Here is a 15,570-nt window from a genome sequence, read left to right on the forward strand (position 1 = left end):
GCCACGGCAGGACGCCGCGCTCGATGATGCGGATGATTTCGTTTGTGATGACCTCGGAGGCATCGAATTTGGGCGTGCGGGATCGGGCCATGGCTGGCCTCCTTTCGAGTGTTGATGAGAGGGAGTGGTGATCAGGTTGACTGGCGGGGGCGCGGATCGTTGACGATCCTCGCGCCGAGCCCTTCGACCATACCGATGTAGTCGGTCAGCGAGACGGACCTGCCAGGACCCCAGAGTTCAGAGTCGTCCGATCCGTCCCGCGCCACCCGCGGCAAGTTCGCGAAGGCAATGACATCGGTGACGGGCCGGACATCGATGAACGGGGTCCCTCGTGCGACCGCAAGAGTGGCCAAGGGAAAGCGCTCGATCGGCGCGAGGGTCGAGACGGTGGTCCAACCAAGATGGATGAATGTCCCGCCCTCTCCGCAGATCACGTGCGCGTTTGGCAATAACGCCGCCTGCTTCAGATAGCCGAGATCACGCAGGACGGTCTGGCATTCGAGCTGCAGTGCCTGGCCCGTCTGGCCGGTTCGGCGTAGTTCCTTGTGTCGCCACCACGAGGCAGCGGTCGCGCGCAATACGCGCAAGACACCTGTTTGCATGAGAATGCCCTTCATCAGGAACGGCAGACCGGAATCCGGCCCGGACCCATCTGAGGGACCTCAAAGGCCCTCATCCGTCAGTCACAAAACCCGAAGAACACTTTCACTCTTTAGGGATCTGATGCCGAGGAGCGTTAAATGCAAAGCTCATGAGAACGTAGGATCCTCCACTTTCCGGCATCAGACCCCAATGAGGAACAGGATCAGGCCCGGACACCCTCTTTCGGGCATCCTCAGGCCTGACCTCCCCCGGCCCTCCTCTTCCTCTCAAACCCCATGATTTCCGCAGGTGGCTTGATTTTGTTCCTGTTATGTTCTATGTTGAAAGCCACGCTAAGAAGGGAGATCCCCGATGGAAAGCACCACTTACGCCCTGCCCGCGACGCCAAAGCAGATCGCCTATGCGCGCGCACTGGCCCTTCGCAACCAGACGCTTCTGCCGTGTGAGGTTCAGCAAGATCGGCGCTCCTTGAGCGCCTGGATCGACGCACAGGCCAAGCTGAAGCCGGGCACGCAGGACAGCCGCCCGACATCAAAGCAGGTCGCCTTTGCCGAGCGCCTCGCCCGCATCAAGCGCCGCGCCGTGCCGGACGAATGCTTCCGCGACAAGGAGCTGATGTCGAAGTGGATCGATGGGAACAAGTGAAGCTGGGTAGACCCCGCGCTGATCGAGATTACTTCGGCCGATCGACAACGGATGCCCCGCCCGACTTGGCAAGCGCGATCAGGCTGGACTGGATTTTGGATGTGAAGACGGAACTGAACGTGCCGATGGGCGTGCGGTCCTCCCAGACAAAGGACCGCTCCAGAACATCGGTGTTGATCTCGTCCAGCATGACCCATTTGCGGACATGGGTTTATGACCCCACGCGCTGCGACTCGATCTGTGGCACCTCGATGATCAGCACGATGTTGACGAGCGTTGCCGCAACAAGCAGCCGGAGCGGGGTTCGGGTACACCCCATTAACTCCTAGCCTACGGCGACCCCGAACAGCGCACCGACCCCGGCTGTCGCCGCCATTGCAAGCGCTCCCCATAGCGTGACCCGCGTGGCCCCACGGACGACGCCTGCGCCGCCGGCCGAAGCGCCCAATCCGCCAAGAACCGCAAGGCCAAGGATCGTCGATCCCGCCACCAGGGGAGCGATCTGCGCCTCCGAGACCAGCAGCACGACGATCAGGGGCAGCACCGCCCCAACGGCGAAGGTCAGTGCGGACACCAGAGCCGCCTGGACAGGGCGGGCGGTAACGGTTTCCGAAATGCCGAGCTCGTCGCGCGCATGCGATCCGAGCGCGTCACGTTCAGTCAGTTGCACGGCAACCTTTTCCGCCAGGTCGCGGTCCAGCCCCCTTTCAACATAAATCCGGGTTAGTTCCTCGAGCTCGGCCTCGGGCGTTTCCTCGAGTTCACGGCTCTCTCGGGCGAGGTCCGCCTGTTCGGCGTCAGTTTGCGAGCTGACCGAGACATACTCCCCCGCCGCCATCGACATCGCGCCAGCCATAAGCCCGGCCAGCCCGGCGATCATGACCTCGGGCTTGCCGGACCCGGCTGCGGCGACGCCGACGACGAGGCTCGCGGTCGAGACAAGACCATCGTTGGCGCCGAGAACGGCGGCCCGCAGCCAGCCGATGCGATGCACCATATGGATTTCAGAATGTGATAGACGGCTCATGGCGTGGCTCCTTGAACGATGTCAGCTTGCTCTGAAATGATCGCCTGGGGTTTGCCCGTAGCTGGCTCCTGTGGCGCGATGCGCAGCGCGCGCAGGGCGTTCAGGATCACGGCAACGTCGATCACTTCTTGCAGGAGCGCGCCCTGAACCGGCGTGAGGTAGCCGAAAGCGGCCGCGATCATGCCCATGACAGACAGGCCGATCCCGGCGACAACGCTTTCGACCGCGATCCGGCGTGAAGCCCGCGCGATCTCGATGCCGGGCCCCAGCCGGTCGATCCGGTCGACGAGCAGCACCACGTCGGCGGCCTCGGCCGAGGCCGCGGCGCCCCGTGCCCCCATTGCCACGCCTACATCGGCTGCGGCCAGGGCGGGCGCGTCGTTGACACCATCACCCACCATCATCACCGGCCCGTGTTTACGCTCAGAGAGCACCAGCAACACCTTTTGATCCGGCGTCAGACCGGCCCGCAGCCCGTCGAGGCCCAGCCCTTCCGTCACACGCTCGGCCACGTCCGCGCGGTCGCCGGTGGCCAGCAGGATACGCGAGATCCCTTGGCGGCGCAGACCGTCCAGCATGGCACCCGCTCCCTCGCGCAGCGGGTCGGACATGACGAGGTGCCCGGCCATGTGACCGTCAACTGCCACTGCGACAAGGACCGATCCGGCGCCCTTGGCGGGGTGATCGCCCACCATCCGCCCGACCCGGGACGCCACGAAGCCGTCGCCCCCGACGATCACCTCGCGGTCCTCCACACGACCCAAGACCCCTTCGCCCGGGATCTCAGCCACTTCTGTCGGAACGGGCAGTGTGAAGCCCTGTGCCTTGGCGGCGGTGACGATCGCTTGCGCGACAGGGTGCTTGGAGGCCTGATCGAGCGCGGCCGCGAGGCGCAGGATGTCGTCCTCGTTCATGCCATCGTGGCTGTCGATCGAGATGATCTGCGGACGGCCATCTGTCAGCGTCCCCGTCTTGTCGAGGATCAGCGTACGGATGCGCGCCATTGTCTCGAGCGGCCCTGCGCCCTTGATCAAAACGCCAAAATGCGCCGCACGCGAGAGACCCGCGACCAGCGCAACCGGCACGGCAAGGATCAGCGGACAGGGCGTGGCGACCACCAGCACGGCGACCGCGCGGATCGGATCGCCTGTGAACCACCAGGCCGCGAAGGCGATACTGACGGTGACGACCAGAAAGCCCAGCGACCAGCGGTCGGCCAGCCGGGACATCGGCGCTTTGGACGCCTGCGCTTCCTCGACCAGGCGAACGATCCCTGCATAGGTGCTGTCCTTGGCCTCGCGCGTCGCCGTCAGGTCGAAGGCCTCGCCCGCGTTGGTCGATCCGCTCATGGCGTCGGCCCCGCGCGCCAGCCGGACTGGGAGGGATTCGCCGGTCAGCGCCGCGGTGTCGAGGAAGGCGGTGTCGGACGTAACCGAACCGTCCACGGGAACGACATCGCCCTGCCGGATCAGCAGGCGATCGCCCGGTGCGATCTCCTCGAGAGGCACATCCTCAAGACCGCCGTTCCGGTGCCGCGTCGCGGTCCGGGGTACGCGAGATAGAAGATCCTTCATCGAACGACGTGCACGGCCCTCAGCGAAGGCTTCGAGGAAAGTGCCTCCAGAATACATGACTGCGACGACAGCCGCAGCCAAGGTCTCGCCGAAGACAAGCGCCGCCGACATCGACAGCGCGGCAACGATATCGAGGCCCACCTCGCCGCGCCCAATGCTGCGGACGATTTCGACCACAAGCGCTGCCAGCGCGGGAACAACTCCTGCAATCCAGATCAGGTTCGCAACCTCTGGTTGGCCCGCAAGGTAGAATGCGAGTCCCACGATCAGCCCGGTTGCGGCCATCAGCAGGAGTGCGGTCTTGAAGCGATCGGTACGGGTCTGTTCCATGCGGCTCATCTTCCCCCGGCTGAGGCGATTGCCGCTGGTTCTTCGGAAAAAAGACGCCCGACTCCCACGCCCATTGCATTCCCTTCATCATCGCGCAGAAGAAACAGGGCGTCGAGTCCACGTTGTCTTGCGAGGTCCGCACCCCTCTCCGCACCGAGCACCATCAGCGCCGTCGCCCAGGCGTCGGCCTCGGCACAGGTGCGGGCCACGACGGTGACGGAGGCCGGCGAGGCGATCAGCGGCGCGCCACGTCTCGGATCCATGGTATGCGACAGGCGGCGCCCATGCACCTCGACCCAATGGCGGTAGTCACCGGAGGTCGCGACGGCGGCGTCCTGCAGCGCCAGAACCGAATGCGGCGTCCGGCGATCAGGGTCCGGCGCTTCTACCGCGATGATCCATGCCTCGCCATCGGGGCGCAGGCCCATGGCACGCATCTCACCGTCGATGCCGACAAGGGCGTCGGCAATCCCATGATCGCGCAAGGTCTCGGCGAGCCGGTCGACACCGTGGCCCTTGGCGATGCCGTTCAGGTCCAGCGCGACGGGCGCGGTCTTGCGCAACTGCATCCCCTCGATCTCCAGCACCTCCTGAGCCGGGCGGCGGGGGGCGTCCATCGCGGCGCGGATACCCTCGGGCGCGGCGGCCCCGGGCCCGAAACCCCAGGCCGTCACCGCATCGCCCATGCCGATATCGAAGGCCCCGCCCGAGGCACGCCCGATCTCGAGCCCGAGGCGCAGGACCGCCCGCAGTTGCTCCGGCACCACCACCCAATCGCCCACCGGCGCCGCATTGATCCGCATGAGCGCGCTCTCCGCGTTCCACATCGACATCTGCGTGTCCACCTCGTCGACAGCCGCCTGAAGGGCGGCACGAATTGCATCCGTGTCGCGGACCCGATCCGCGAAGAACAGCGCCGACCAGCGCGTGCCCATGGCGGGGCCGTTCAGGGCGATGCGCGCGCGCTCAGTAGACATCTTCGACATACCGCCCCTCTGCCTTTAGGACTGCGGGCGTAAGCCCGGCAGGTGCGAGTATCTCGGCCAACGCATCGCTCACGCCCGTGGCCATGTCGCGCCCGCCGCAGACCATCACACGCGCCCCGTCGCAGATAAGCCGGGCCACCTGCGCCGCGTCGGCGCGCAAGGCGTCCTGCACATAACTGCGCCGCGCGCCGCGCGAGACGGCGGTGACAAGCCGGGTCAACCGCCCCTCAGCCTGCCAGCCGGGCATCTCTTCGCCATAGAAGAAATCGCTGTCCGCATGCCGCATCCCGAAAAACAGGTGCACGGGCCTGTGCCGCGCATTGCCGCGGATGAAGCCCGCCAGCGGCCCGATGCCGGTGCCCGCCCCGATCAGGATCAGCGGGGTGAGACCGCGACCGGCGTGAAAGCCGGGATTGCGCCGCAGGAAGGCCCGGACCGTATCGCCCGGTTCCAGCGCGGTCAGCTGGCCCGAGGCCAGACCGCCCGGATGCTTGCGCACCACGATCTCGACGAACCCGTCGCGCCGGCCCGAGGCCAGCGAATAGAGGCGCGGCATCGGGCTGCCCTGCGGCAGGACGCCGATCAGGTCGCCCGCCTGGAACCGTGCGAAGCCCGTGCCCGTCAGCCGTTGCCACGGCGTTGCGCGCGGCAGGGCGAAGCGCAGGATCGCGGCCCCCGCCTGCATCTCGGCCCCGTAGTTGCGCCGCGAGACGAGGGTCAATGTTTCGGTGCGCGGCGAAACGGGCTGGTGAGAAAGCTCGAGAGAGATGCCAAGCACCTCGCCAAGAGCTCGGCCCCAGCGCGCGAAATCCTGTGGCGATTGGCGGTCGATCGTGTCCAGCGGCATGAGTTCGGCCCAGCCCTTCGCCTGCGCCGCTGCCGCAACGGCCTTGGCGAAGGCGCAATAGGACGGAAAGCTGCGGTCGCCGAAGCCGAGCAGGGCCATCGGGATATCAGGCGCAGGGGCCGACGCGTTCATCCGGTCGAGGAGCCCCTTGGCCGAGGCGGGCGCCGCGCCATCGCCATAAGTCGCGGCGAGGACGATGATGCGCTCTGCACGGGCGTAGCGCTCTGGTGCGAAGCCCGACATCGGGCCAACATGGACGCCCTGCCCCGCTGCCGTCAGCGCGGCATGCAGGGTCGCGGCGAAGCCCCAGGTGCTGCCACCCTCGCTGCCGACAAGAATGATCGTCTCGGCACGGCCCGCGGGCTGGTTGCCCCGGATGCGCGGCCGCCCGCGCCGCCCGGCAAGCCAGATCAAGACGCCGGTCACGCCCATCGCCGGCACTCCGAGCGCCATCATCCCGAGCACAAGGCCGAGCATCGCGGCCCCCTGCCCCGTGTGCAGCATGTAAATGGTTTCCGAGACGCGCTCCCACCCGGTCAGGTCGGCCCATGCCACGAGCGCGCCGGTTCCCTGGTCAAGATAGCCGGTGCCCCGGTCGGTCTTCAGTGTGAACACGTCCGTCGCATCGCCGGGATAGGGAAAGCTCAGTTCGCGCAGCTCGGCGACGGGCGTCTGCAGCAGCGTGGCCATCTGATCGAGAGCGAACCCAATCTCTCCGCTCACTTCGGTGGGATCAGCCGGCAGGACGCCACCGTCCGGCAAAAGATCGAAGGTGGAGGCTGTCATCCAGAGGGCGGTGGTGGAGGACAGAACGAGGCCGATGACGGCGATCCGGGCGATCTCGACATGCAGCCTGCCCGTGAACGGACCGCGCAAGGACGCGAACCAGTGCCGCCATCCGCCCGCCCGTCGCACGACCAGCATAGCACCCGAGAGCGAGAGGACCAGCATCGCCGCGGCCCCGGCGGCCATGGCGATGCGCCCGCCATCCCCGAGGAAGAGCGAGCGATGAAAGTTGGTGAGCCAGCGAAGCGCCTGGTTCGGGTCGGCCGAGGCCACGCCCGCGCCCGTCGCCGGGTCGATCACGGCAGCACCCGGCGCGCCCTGATCGAACCAATAGGCGGTGATCCGACCGGAGGGCGACCGCCGGATCTGCTCGACGCCCGGATAGACGACCTGGATGCGCTCCGCGAGGGTGGCGACTGTCAGGCCAGTCTCCACCTGCGGCGCGGTGATGCGCTCGACTGCCGGAAAGACCGAGAGCGCAGCGCCGCTCAGGCTCAGGATCGTGACGAGCGCGAGTGCCAGAAGACCCGGCCAGCGATGGAGTGTACGGATCATGGCCCTGCCCCTCACATGTCGTAGGAGAAGTTGGCGATGTAGCGCCGCCCGCTCACCGGCGTGCCCGCGCCCGCCGTCGTCAGCGGCACGGCCACCTCGTTCGGGCTGTCGCGCATATCCTCGACTGCCGCGTCGATGTGCAGCGTGTAGCCCGCATCGAACAGCGCGTCGGCCAGATCGAGCGTGATCTCGAGACTGCGGCCCGCGCCGACGCTGGCGCCGGTGATACCGTTTACCTGCGCGGTATCGCCGCCCGTGGCACGGTACCAGTCGCTCAGATGCTCGTAGTACTTGGACTTGCCACCAGCCATCCAGAGACTGCCGACATAGGCGCCCGAGGCGTCGGTAACGTAAAGCGCGAGGTAAGCGCCGTCGCCACCATAGTTGTTAAGGGTGGTTGTGAGCGTCACGGGCCGTGCCATAGCGAGGCCGGGAAGCGTGAGTGCGGTGGTAAGCGCGAGCGTTGCGAGAAGTGATTTCATGGGAATGATCCTTGTTCAGGGTGCTTCGGAGCTGTTCAGTTCACCTGAACCTGCGGAGGGGCGCCGTTTCCGAAGAGGCCGTTCTGCGGAGGAGCGACCGTTCCAGCGGGCGCGGGATTGCGGGCGCCACCGCGGTCGTCGTCATCATCCTCGTAGTCCATCTCGACGATCTGCAGCGTCGCCGGATCGAACTTCACCTCGATCTCGCGGCCATTCTGGTCTCGGCCTTCGATTTCGTAGCAGCCGTCGTCGATCTCGAAGTCGCGCACCGTCCAACCGTTCTGTTCGGCCATCTGCATGGCGGCCTCGCGCGGCTGCCACTGGTCACGGGGCGCATTGCAATCATCGTCGTCGGCCAGCGCAGCGCCGGCGGGCAAAAGTGCGATCAGGGCAAGGGCGGTCAGGGTCTTTTTCATGGCAAGGGGTCCTTTCGTTTGATGAGACCAATCTGGCACCCCGACCTGAGGGCATCCTGACGCCCCAGCGATTCCTGCTTCAGCTTGCCGTCAGGAAAATGGCCCCGCCGATGATGACGGGGCCAAAAAGATGCGAGCGCAGGCTACAGGGCTGGCATGGCTATACGCCCTGCCCCGCGTTCAGGTGAATTCGAACTGCTCGAAGCGGACACGGCGAGGCGTTTGGCCTTGTGCTTTCAAGCCCTTGAGAATCCCGTCCTTCAGACCGGTTGGGCCGCAGAACCACAGATCGGCTTGCCGGATCGCGAAAGGGACCGCGCCAATCAGGCGCTCGGCCGTGAGCCTGCCATCGCGCGTCGTAACGACCACCTCGAAACTGAACCTCGGGTTGCGGGCAGCCGCAGCGCGCAACGTCTCTACGCCAATCGCCTCCTCTTGTGTCGGAACGCAGTAGATGAGGTGAATGTCGCGACTCTCCGCCTCTGTCAGGCTTTCCGCCCAGGCGAGGAACGGCGTGATACCGATGCCGCCGGCAAGCCATATTTGGCGCGCACCGCCCTTGCGGAAATTGAACCGTCCATATGGCCCTTCGACCTGCACGCGCGTTCCGGTCCGCAAGATGGCGGGCAGGCTTCGTGTCCAGCCACCCAACCCCCTGATGCAGAACGTCAGGGTGCCGTCAGGGCGCGGGGCGCTGGCAATCGTGAAAGGGTGCGGCTCGGACAGTCCTGCCTCTGGCGCGCGGAAGAAGGCGAATTGCCCCGGCCGCCACCGCATGGCCCGCCCCTCGGGGCGGAGGGTTAGCGTGGTGGTGTCCTTGGTCTGGCTGATCTCTGTGACGGTGAATTCTCTACGCCGCAGGTACGGGGCGACCAGCTCGGTGAATATCCACGCGATCACTCCGGCGATGCCGAATGTGTTCAGAAGCACCGAGAGCGATGGATCTACCTCTGTCGGCAGGTCGACGAAGAACTGGTGAAAGACCACGATTGCAAAAAGGGCCCCCATGAAACGATGGCTGAACCGCCAGATTTGATAGGGGATTTCCAGTGGGGTGAAGGGCAATCTCCGGAACCAGCTGACAGCAACCAGGGCAAGAAGCGCGTTGAAGGCAAGTTCGCCCGCCTCTTCACCAAGTTCACCAAGGGAGGTTTCACGCACCAAACGCTCGAAATCCGGCTCGATCTGCTGGTGCAGGATCATCAGGACCATTGCGGAAATACCAAGCCACTTGTGGACCCGGTACATGCGATCGAGACCGCCGAACAACGGCTCCACCAGCGGCGGCCGTGCGGCGAGGATCAGGGTCTGTGCCATCGCGACAACTGCCGCGGCCCCGACGGCGATGCCGAGCGCGGCATCCGCACCATAAGTCGCATAGGTGTTGAAACCGAGCAAAGCCGCCAGCAGGCATGGCAACGCAACCAGCACCGGGCCCGTCAGGGCTAGAGGAGAGTTTAGGGAAAGCCGGGAGAGTGGCGGCAGGCTCGGCACCGGGACAATACCGTCGCGACGCGCTGCATCAGTCATCGTCGCGTCTCTCGTGATCCCGCTCGCGGCGATCATCCTCGTCGTCCTCGTATTCGAACTCGATTACCTCCAGCGTGGCCGGGTGGACAGTCACCTCGATCGCACGCCCCTCGGCATCCCTCCCGTCGATCTCGTAGCAGCCGTCATCGATCTTGATCCGGCGCACCGTCCAACCATTTTCCTCGGCCAGCATGGCAACAGCATCGCGCGGCTGCCAGTCGGCCATCGGCACGAAGCAATCGTCGTCAGCCAGCGCCGCGCCGGCCGTAAAGACCGCGAGAAAGCCGATAATTGTCAATGTCTTCTTCATGGGGCACACTCCTAGTGGCTCGCCTCTTGATGCCATTCATGCGCCGCGAAGCTGACGGCAGCCTGAAGGGGCTCGACCCACAAGCTTCAGCTTCGTGTCAGCCAGACGGATCATGGAGGGACATCAGGAAAGGACGGGTACGACCATGCGCATATTGCTGATCGAGGACGACACGACTCTTGGCGCTGCCGTGCGCGACCAGATCGCAGCTGATGGCCAGTCAGTAGACTGGGTCACGCGGCTAGACGCGGCGGCAGACGCGATGAGCGCAACCTCTTACGACCTGCTCCTGCTCGACCTCATGCTGCCAGACGGACGTGGTATCGGGTTCCTCAAGGGCCTCAGGACGCGTGGAGACGTGACGCCGGTCATCATCCTGACGGCGCTCGACCAGGTGTCCGATAGGATCGAAGGCCTCAATGCGGGCGCTGACGACTATCTTGTGAAGCCCTTCGACCTGTCGGAACTGTCGGCACGGATCGGATCGGTCGCGCGGCGCTACAGCGGCAACCCCAACCCGATCCTGACCCACGGACCGCTCGACATCAACCTTGCCGCGCGCAGCGTCCATCGGGATGGCAGACATGTGCCGCTGACGGCGCGGGAATGGGCGCTCTTCGAGGCCTTCCTGGCGCGTCCCGGGCAGCTCCTGTCCAAGGCGCAGTTGGAGGAGAAGCTCTACGCTTTCGACGCCGAAGTCGAGAGCAACACCATCGAGGTGCACGTGAGCCGCCTGCGCAAGAAACTGGGGAGCGCCATCATCGAGACCGAGCGCGGCATGGGTTACCGGCTGGGCAAGCCATGATGTGGCCATCCAGCCTTCAGGTACGGCTCGGCTTGTCACTCGGCCTTGTGCTGACGATCCTCTGGCTCGCCGCCGCCACGGTTACCGCGGTGATCGTTCGGGGCGAGATGGACGAGGTCTTCGACAGCGCCCTGCGCGAAACCGCCGAGCGCATCCTTCCGCTGGCCGTGACCGACATCGTCGGCCGAGAAGATCAGGGTGTGACGCAGCGCCTCGCGCCGATCCGGGAGCATGACGAGTTCTTCACCTACATCGTACGCGATGCCGAGGGACGCATTTTGCTGCAATCCCATGCGGCGGACCCTGCCGTGTTCCCTCCATACGACGGGCCGGGATTTGGGCAGAACGCCACACATCGCCTCTACAGCGACGCGGCGCTCCAGGGGACGATCAGCATCACCGTGGCCGAACCGTTGGCGCATCGCGCATCGGTTGCTCTTGAAATCCAGATGGGCCTCGGCCTGCCGCTGCTGGTCGTGCTGCCGTTGGCGCTCGCGTCGATTATTCTCGCTGTGCGCTTTAGCCTCGCCCCTCTCCATCGGTTCCGTACGCGGCTTGAAGCGCGCGGCGTGCGCGACCTGTCAGAAGTACCCGCGGCCGACCTGCCGACCGAAATCGGACCGCTGGCCGCAACCTTGAACAGCCTTTTGGCTCGGTTGCGCGACGCGTTCGAGGCTGAGCGAAGTTTTGCAGCCAATGCGGCTCATGAACTAAGGACACCATTGGCGGGCGCTATCGCCCAGGCGCAGCGACTGCGGTCAGAGACCAAAGATCCGACCATCGACGCCCGTGCCGCCGAGATCGAGGCAACGCTCAAGCGTCTCACTCGGCTTTCCGAGCGTCTCCTGCAGCTTGCGCGGGCGGAAGGCGGTAGACTTCGGATGGACCAGAGCGCTGATGTCAGAACCATCACTCGGGTCGTGGTGGAAGATATCGCGCGCACCACAGAGAACGGGCGCCTTACGTTGAACTTGCCGGACACGCCTGTCTTGTCTGATATCGACCCCGACGCATTAGGAATTCTGTGCCGGAATCTGGTGGAAAACGCCCTACGCCACGGGGCGCAGAATGCCCCAGTCGCGGTTACACTCACGAGCGAGGGGCAGTTGATCGTGGCGAACGAGGGCCCCGCGGTAGCAACCGAAACACTCGAACGCCTGACAGGGCGCTTCGAGAGGGCAGATGCAAAAACTGATGGTAGCGGGCTTGGCCTCGCTATCGTCTCAGCCATCGCAGAACGGATCGAAACCTCTCTCTTGCTCCAGTCACCACGTCCCGGTGAAACTTCTGGATTTCAGGCATCCGTCAGATTGCCAACGGATGCTCCAAATGCCCATGTGAAAGATCGGGAGCATTGGCCTTGAAGTCTCACGTCGCAGCGCCCCGAGGGGTGCGGTGTCGATGATGGTTGTTGTAGACATGATTCTTCATTCTGAATGCGAGTAATCGCGCTCATCCCATTGATATTATTACACTATAGGGTGATTGGGGGCGGAATCTCCGCCCCCCGCTGGATCACGTTATTCCGAGGCCAGCATCGACGCGCCTTCAGCAGGCAGGTCATCCGTCAGAAATGCAGGAAGGTCAGCTTCACTGACGCTGTCAGCCGCTTCGGCATCCGCCCCCTGCCCTTCGGCATGGTCCTCATCGTCAAGCGCCACGAGATCGTTCCGGCGCATGACGCTCGTCGACCAGCTTTGCCACCACGCTGTCCTTCAGATCGCTCGCCTGCGCCGGCATGTAGATGTGACGCACTGAGGCTTCGAGACAGCTTCCCGAAGCAGAGGAAGTGCGGAAGGTGTCCGTCACAATCTTCAGCAGCAGCAGAATCAACGCCACGTCGGGCGAGCGCCCGATCGCTTCACGCAGCGCCAGCGTCCGGTGTGCCGTCAACTCGATTACGAGCCGCTCGGGCAGTGGCTTCAGCGCTCCGTCATCCTCATCCTCCGGCAGATCGCCGCCAATCGGCTGGCCTCCCGACATGATGACGGTTCCGGCATGAGCGGCACTGTCATAGCCATCGGTGAGATCACGATCATCCCCCTGCCCCGCCACCGCAGGATCAGCACCATCCTGGACCGCTGTCACGTCAACCGGCTCATCCTCTGGACGCACATAGCCGCGATAGACGGCCAGCGCGCCGTAGCGGTCGAGCGTGACGAACGCCCCTGCCCGCCCGATCTCCTCCGCGTCGAAGATCAACGGCCGGGTCTCGATCTTTTCCATCTCCGTTTCCAACACGCCAAGCCGCGTGTCGATCCCGTCGGGGATTTCATCCTGACCCGCGTATTCCTCTTCCAGCGCCCGGTATTCGGCGAGCAGCTTGGCATGGGCCGCGCCTTCGTCATCCGTCATCGGTGCCGGATCACCTGACAGGGACCGCAGGCCGTGGCTGTAGCCGTAGGGCAGGTCAAGCGCGACCTCGATCCACTTCCAGCCCTCAACGGCAACCGTCTCAGCCTTGGCCTGGAGTTTTTCCGTCACCAGCCGATCGAGCAGGGCAGGGTCCTCGAGCCAGCCACCGTCATCGCCCTGAAAGAGGTCATGCAACATCGTGCCGCCCGCCGCTTCGTAGGCCTCAACACCCACAAAGACCGCGCGCCGGTCAGACGCCCGGACCGAGGTCTCGGTCAGCATGCGCCGGATCTGGAATGGCTCCTTGTTCCAGGATGAATGGATCACATCCCAGACCTGAACCTGACGCGCATGATCGGGGTTCACGGTGAAGGCCATGAGCTGCTCCAGCGTCATGCCATCCTCGGCATAGACCTCAAGCAGGGCAGGGGCGACGGAAGCGAGTTTCAAGCGCTGCTTCACGATCTGCGGCGTCACGAAGAAGGCGGCGGCAATCTCTGCATCGCTCTGGCCCTTGTCCCTCAGCGCCACAAACGCGCGGAATTGGTCGAGCGGGTGCAGGGCGACGCGATGCATGCTTTCTGCAAGGGAATCATCCTCGGCCAGGATGTCGGACGCAGCATCGCGCACGATGCAAGGAATGGGCGGGGTCTTTGCCAAACACTTCTGCTTCACCAGCAGGGACAATGCTTGGAACCGACGGCCACCGACCGGGATCTCGAACTTGCCGGTCTCGGTGCCGTCGTCAGCCAAGACGGGCCGCACGCTCAGGCTCTGCAACAGACCGCGGCGGGCGATGTCTTCGGCCAGTTCCTCGACAGACACGCCAGCCTTGATGCGCCGCACGTTGGACTGGCTCAGGACCAGCTTGTCAAAAGGGATATCCCGCGAAGGGGACAGGGTGATTTTCCGGACAGCTTTCGTCATCAGATCTTCTCCACGACGGGCGCCGGAAGCCACTCTCCCGATCTCATTTCCCGTCACCCTCAAACCAACACTCCTTTCCCTCTCGATGATCGTATGGTTGCCAAGAGGCGACTTAACAGCTGTTAAGTCATGCCAACTGAGCACCGCGGCGTTGAAACTTAACAGCTGTTAAGCCGCACTTCGCCGACCGATCAAAGCCATGACCATCGGACCGCAAGAGAATTCGCCCGCCGCGGCCTTGGACGTCAGCGCCCGCAAGTATCCACCCGGTGATCTGATGTCAGAGAATCGTTCCAGCATGGCCACGACGACGATCGAGGCTTGCTCTGGTCCCATGCAGCGTTGCGCTTCTTCCCACGCGGAAACACTGATCCCCATGGCCGGCCTTACATGACAAGCCGCGTCGAAAAGTTGGTGCCAGTGTCGAATGTCGCCCTGATAGAAAGTCTTGAGCGAGGGACAGCCGGCGATTACCAGGTGGAGTGGGATTTTCGGCACCCGCCTCGTGTCAGACTCTTCAAGGTCAGCCACGGGCTCACCCGTATCATCATCAGGCGCGCGTCCCGCCGCCCCGCCTTTTTCTAAGGCAGGTTCAAGATCTATAGATTCTTTATTTGAATTATGATGGTGACGCTCACATTGGGCATCATTGGTGTTCATTTCTTCTGTTTCAGGACCGTCAATCACATTACGCGCCTGGTCAAGAAGGGTCTCCAGTTCAGTCCGAAATGCCGACAGATCCTCAAGCGAGAGTTTGCGGCGAAGAGCGCGGGCGGTGAGGGCTGCCTTGTCGCGGAGCTGGTCCCATAGGCCAAGCCCGGGCTGGATCTCCTCGCCGAACTCCGCCAGAGCGGCCAAGTCGCGACGCATAAGGCTCACTACCTCCCTCAGTCGCCGCACACGGTCCTCGGCCTCACGCACAGCCTCTGCAGCCCGTGCAATTTCCTCGGCCCGGCAATAGAGCGGGGAGAGATCAAAGCCGAAGGCCACCCGATCTTCGCCACGCTTGCGCACATACCGCTTCCCATTGGGGCTATCGCGCCGCATGAGCAAGCGTGCCTCTACCAACCGGGCGAGGTGACGGCGCATCGTCGAGCAAGGCATGCCGTTCAGCCGCTCGCAGATCGCCTTGTTGGATGGGAAGACGACCATTTCGGTGTTCCCGCCAAGCGCATCGTCCGGAAAAAAGCTGAGAAGTCCCTGAAGAACGGTCAGATCGCGCTCGGAAACCCCGAAGGCGGCCTGTGCCTTGGACAGCTCACGGAGGAGCTCCCACTTGTTGACGGGCTTGCCGGGAACAGACGCCTCAGGACGCTCGACCACGCGCAGATGGGCGTGCGAGATCGGCCGCATAAACGGCGAAATCGGTGTGTAATCCATGATGTCATTCAC

Annotated in this window: 15 protein-coding genes and 1 pseudogene; 3 read left to right on the forward strand and 13 right to left on the reverse strand. The window is 64.4% G+C overall.

Annotated elements, in window-relative coordinates:
* Positions 1-131: 131 nt before the first annotated feature.
* Positions 132-617, reverse strand: a complete 486-nt coding sequence (locus PXK01_RS17200) for a hypothetical protein (protein WP_274861059.1) — start codon at positions 615-617, stop codon at positions 132-134.
* A gap of 337 nt (positions 618-954) precedes the next feature.
* Here PXK01_RS17200 and PXK01_RS17205 point away from each other — a divergent pair, with 337 nt between their 5' ends.
* Entirely contained in the window at positions 955-1,248 is a 294-nt protein-coding gene (locus tag PXK01_RS17205) for a hypothetical protein (RefSeq protein ID WP_028288615.1), read from the forward strand.
* Between the two features lie 28 nt (positions 1,249-1,276).
* On the opposite strand, the gene PXK01_RS17210 is transcribed toward PXK01_RS17205, so the two are convergent.
* The 9 genes from PXK01_RS17210 to PXK01_RS17250 form a co-directional block, all read right to left on the reverse strand.
* Positions 1,277-1,438, reverse strand: coding sequence for a hypothetical protein (locus tag PXK01_RS17210; RefSeq protein ID WP_224557872.1), 162 nt, complete (start codon positions 1,436-1,438; stop codon positions 1,277-1,279).
* A 135-nt stretch (positions 1,439-1,573) separates the two neighbouring features.
* Positions 1,574-2,275 carry a VIT1/CCC1 transporter family protein gene (locus PXK01_RS17215; RefSeq protein ID WP_028288616.1) on the reverse strand — a complete coding sequence of 234 codons (702 nt, stop codon included), beginning with the start codon at positions 2,273-2,275 and terminating at the stop codon, positions 1,574-1,576.
* Positions 2,272-4,179, reverse strand: a complete 1,908-nt coding sequence (locus PXK01_RS17220; RefSeq protein ID WP_036540305.1) for a heavy metal translocating P-type ATPase — start codon at positions 4,177-4,179, stop codon at positions 2,272-2,274. Before PXK01_RS17220 ends, PXK01_RS17215 begins: the two co-directional genes overlap by 4 nt.
* 5 nt (positions 4,180-4,184) lie before the next feature.
* The gene (locus tag PXK01_RS17225; protein ID WP_028288618.1) at positions 4,185-5,165 is read right to left on the reverse strand and encodes an FAD:protein FMN transferase; all 981 of its coding nucleotides are present in this window, start codon (positions 5,163-5,165) and stop codon (positions 4,185-4,187) included.
* On the reverse strand, positions 5,146-7,353 hold the full coding sequence (locus PXK01_RS17230) for a PepSY domain-containing protein (protein WP_028288619.1): 2,208 nt from the start codon (positions 7,351-7,353) through the stop codon (positions 5,146-5,148). Before PXK01_RS17230 ends, PXK01_RS17225 begins: the two co-directional genes overlap by 20 nt.
* Before the next feature lie 11 nt (positions 7,354-7,364).
* Complete coding sequence (locus tag PXK01_RS17235; protein ID WP_028288620.1) at positions 7,365-7,835, reverse strand: DUF2271 domain-containing protein; 471 nt, start codon at positions 7,833-7,835, stop codon at positions 7,365-7,367.
* Positions 7,836-7,870: 35 nt separating this feature from the next.
* The gene (locus PXK01_RS17240) at positions 7,871-8,251 is read right to left on the reverse strand and encodes a PepSY domain-containing protein (RefSeq protein WP_028288621.1); all 381 of its coding nucleotides are present in this window, start codon (positions 8,249-8,251) and stop codon (positions 7,871-7,873) included.
* A gap of 180 nt (positions 8,252-8,431) precedes the next feature.
* Complete coding sequence (locus PXK01_RS17245) at positions 8,432-9,817, reverse strand: ferredoxin reductase family protein (protein ID WP_028288622.1); 1,386 nt, start codon at positions 9,815-9,817, stop codon at positions 8,432-8,434.
* Positions 9,774-10,091 carry a PepSY domain-containing protein gene (locus PXK01_RS17250; RefSeq protein ID WP_028288623.1) on the reverse strand — a complete coding sequence of 106 codons (318 nt, stop codon included), beginning with the start codon at positions 10,089-10,091 and terminating at the stop codon, positions 9,774-9,776. The genes PXK01_RS17245 and PXK01_RS17250 overlap by 44 nt, the downstream gene beginning before the upstream one ends.
* A gap of 145 nt (positions 10,092-10,236) precedes the next feature.
* Between PXK01_RS17250 and PXK01_RS17255 the strand changes: the two genes are divergently transcribed.
* Together PXK01_RS17255 and PXK01_RS17260 are read left to right on the forward strand one after the other, a co-directional pair.
* The gene (locus PXK01_RS17255; RefSeq protein ID WP_274861061.1) at positions 10,237-10,896 is read left to right on the forward strand and encodes a response regulator transcription factor; all 660 of its coding nucleotides are present in this window, start codon (positions 10,237-10,239) and stop codon (positions 10,894-10,896) included.
* A complete protein-coding gene (locus tag PXK01_RS17260) occupies positions 10,893-12,260 on the forward strand; it encodes an ATP-binding protein (protein WP_028288624.1) in 1,368 nt (455 codons plus the stop codon). The genes PXK01_RS17255 and PXK01_RS17260 overlap by 4 nt, the downstream gene beginning before the upstream one ends.
* Positions 12,261-12,416: 156 nt before the next feature.
* Here the strand turns inward: PXK01_RS17260 and PXK01_RS22025 are convergent, their stop codons facing one another.
* The 3 genes and pseudogenes from PXK01_RS22025 to repC all read right to left on the reverse strand — a co-directional run bounded on the left by PXK01_RS22025 (position 12,417) and on the right by repC (position 15,558).
* Complete coding sequence (locus tag PXK01_RS22025) at positions 12,417-12,557, reverse strand: hypothetical protein (protein ID WP_009503871.1); 141 nt, start codon at positions 12,555-12,557, stop codon at positions 12,417-12,419.
* 13 nt (positions 12,558-12,570) lie between these two features.
* Positions 12,571-14,178 (reverse strand): annotated as a pseudogene (locus PXK01_RS17270) (ParB/RepB/Spo0J family partition protein); the annotation flags it as partial.
* Positions 14,179-14,346: 168 nt separating this feature from the next.
* A complete protein-coding gene (repC, locus tag PXK01_RS17275) occupies positions 14,347-15,558 on the reverse strand; it encodes a plasmid replication protein RepC (protein ID WP_050525470.1) in 1,212 nt (403 codons plus the stop codon).
* Positions 15,559-15,570: the final 12 nt, after the last annotated feature.

Source organism: Phaeobacter sp. PT47_59, from assembly GCF_028890025.1.
GTDB lineage: Bacteria > Pseudomonadota > Alphaproteobacteria > Rhodobacterales > Rhodobacteraceae > Phycobacter.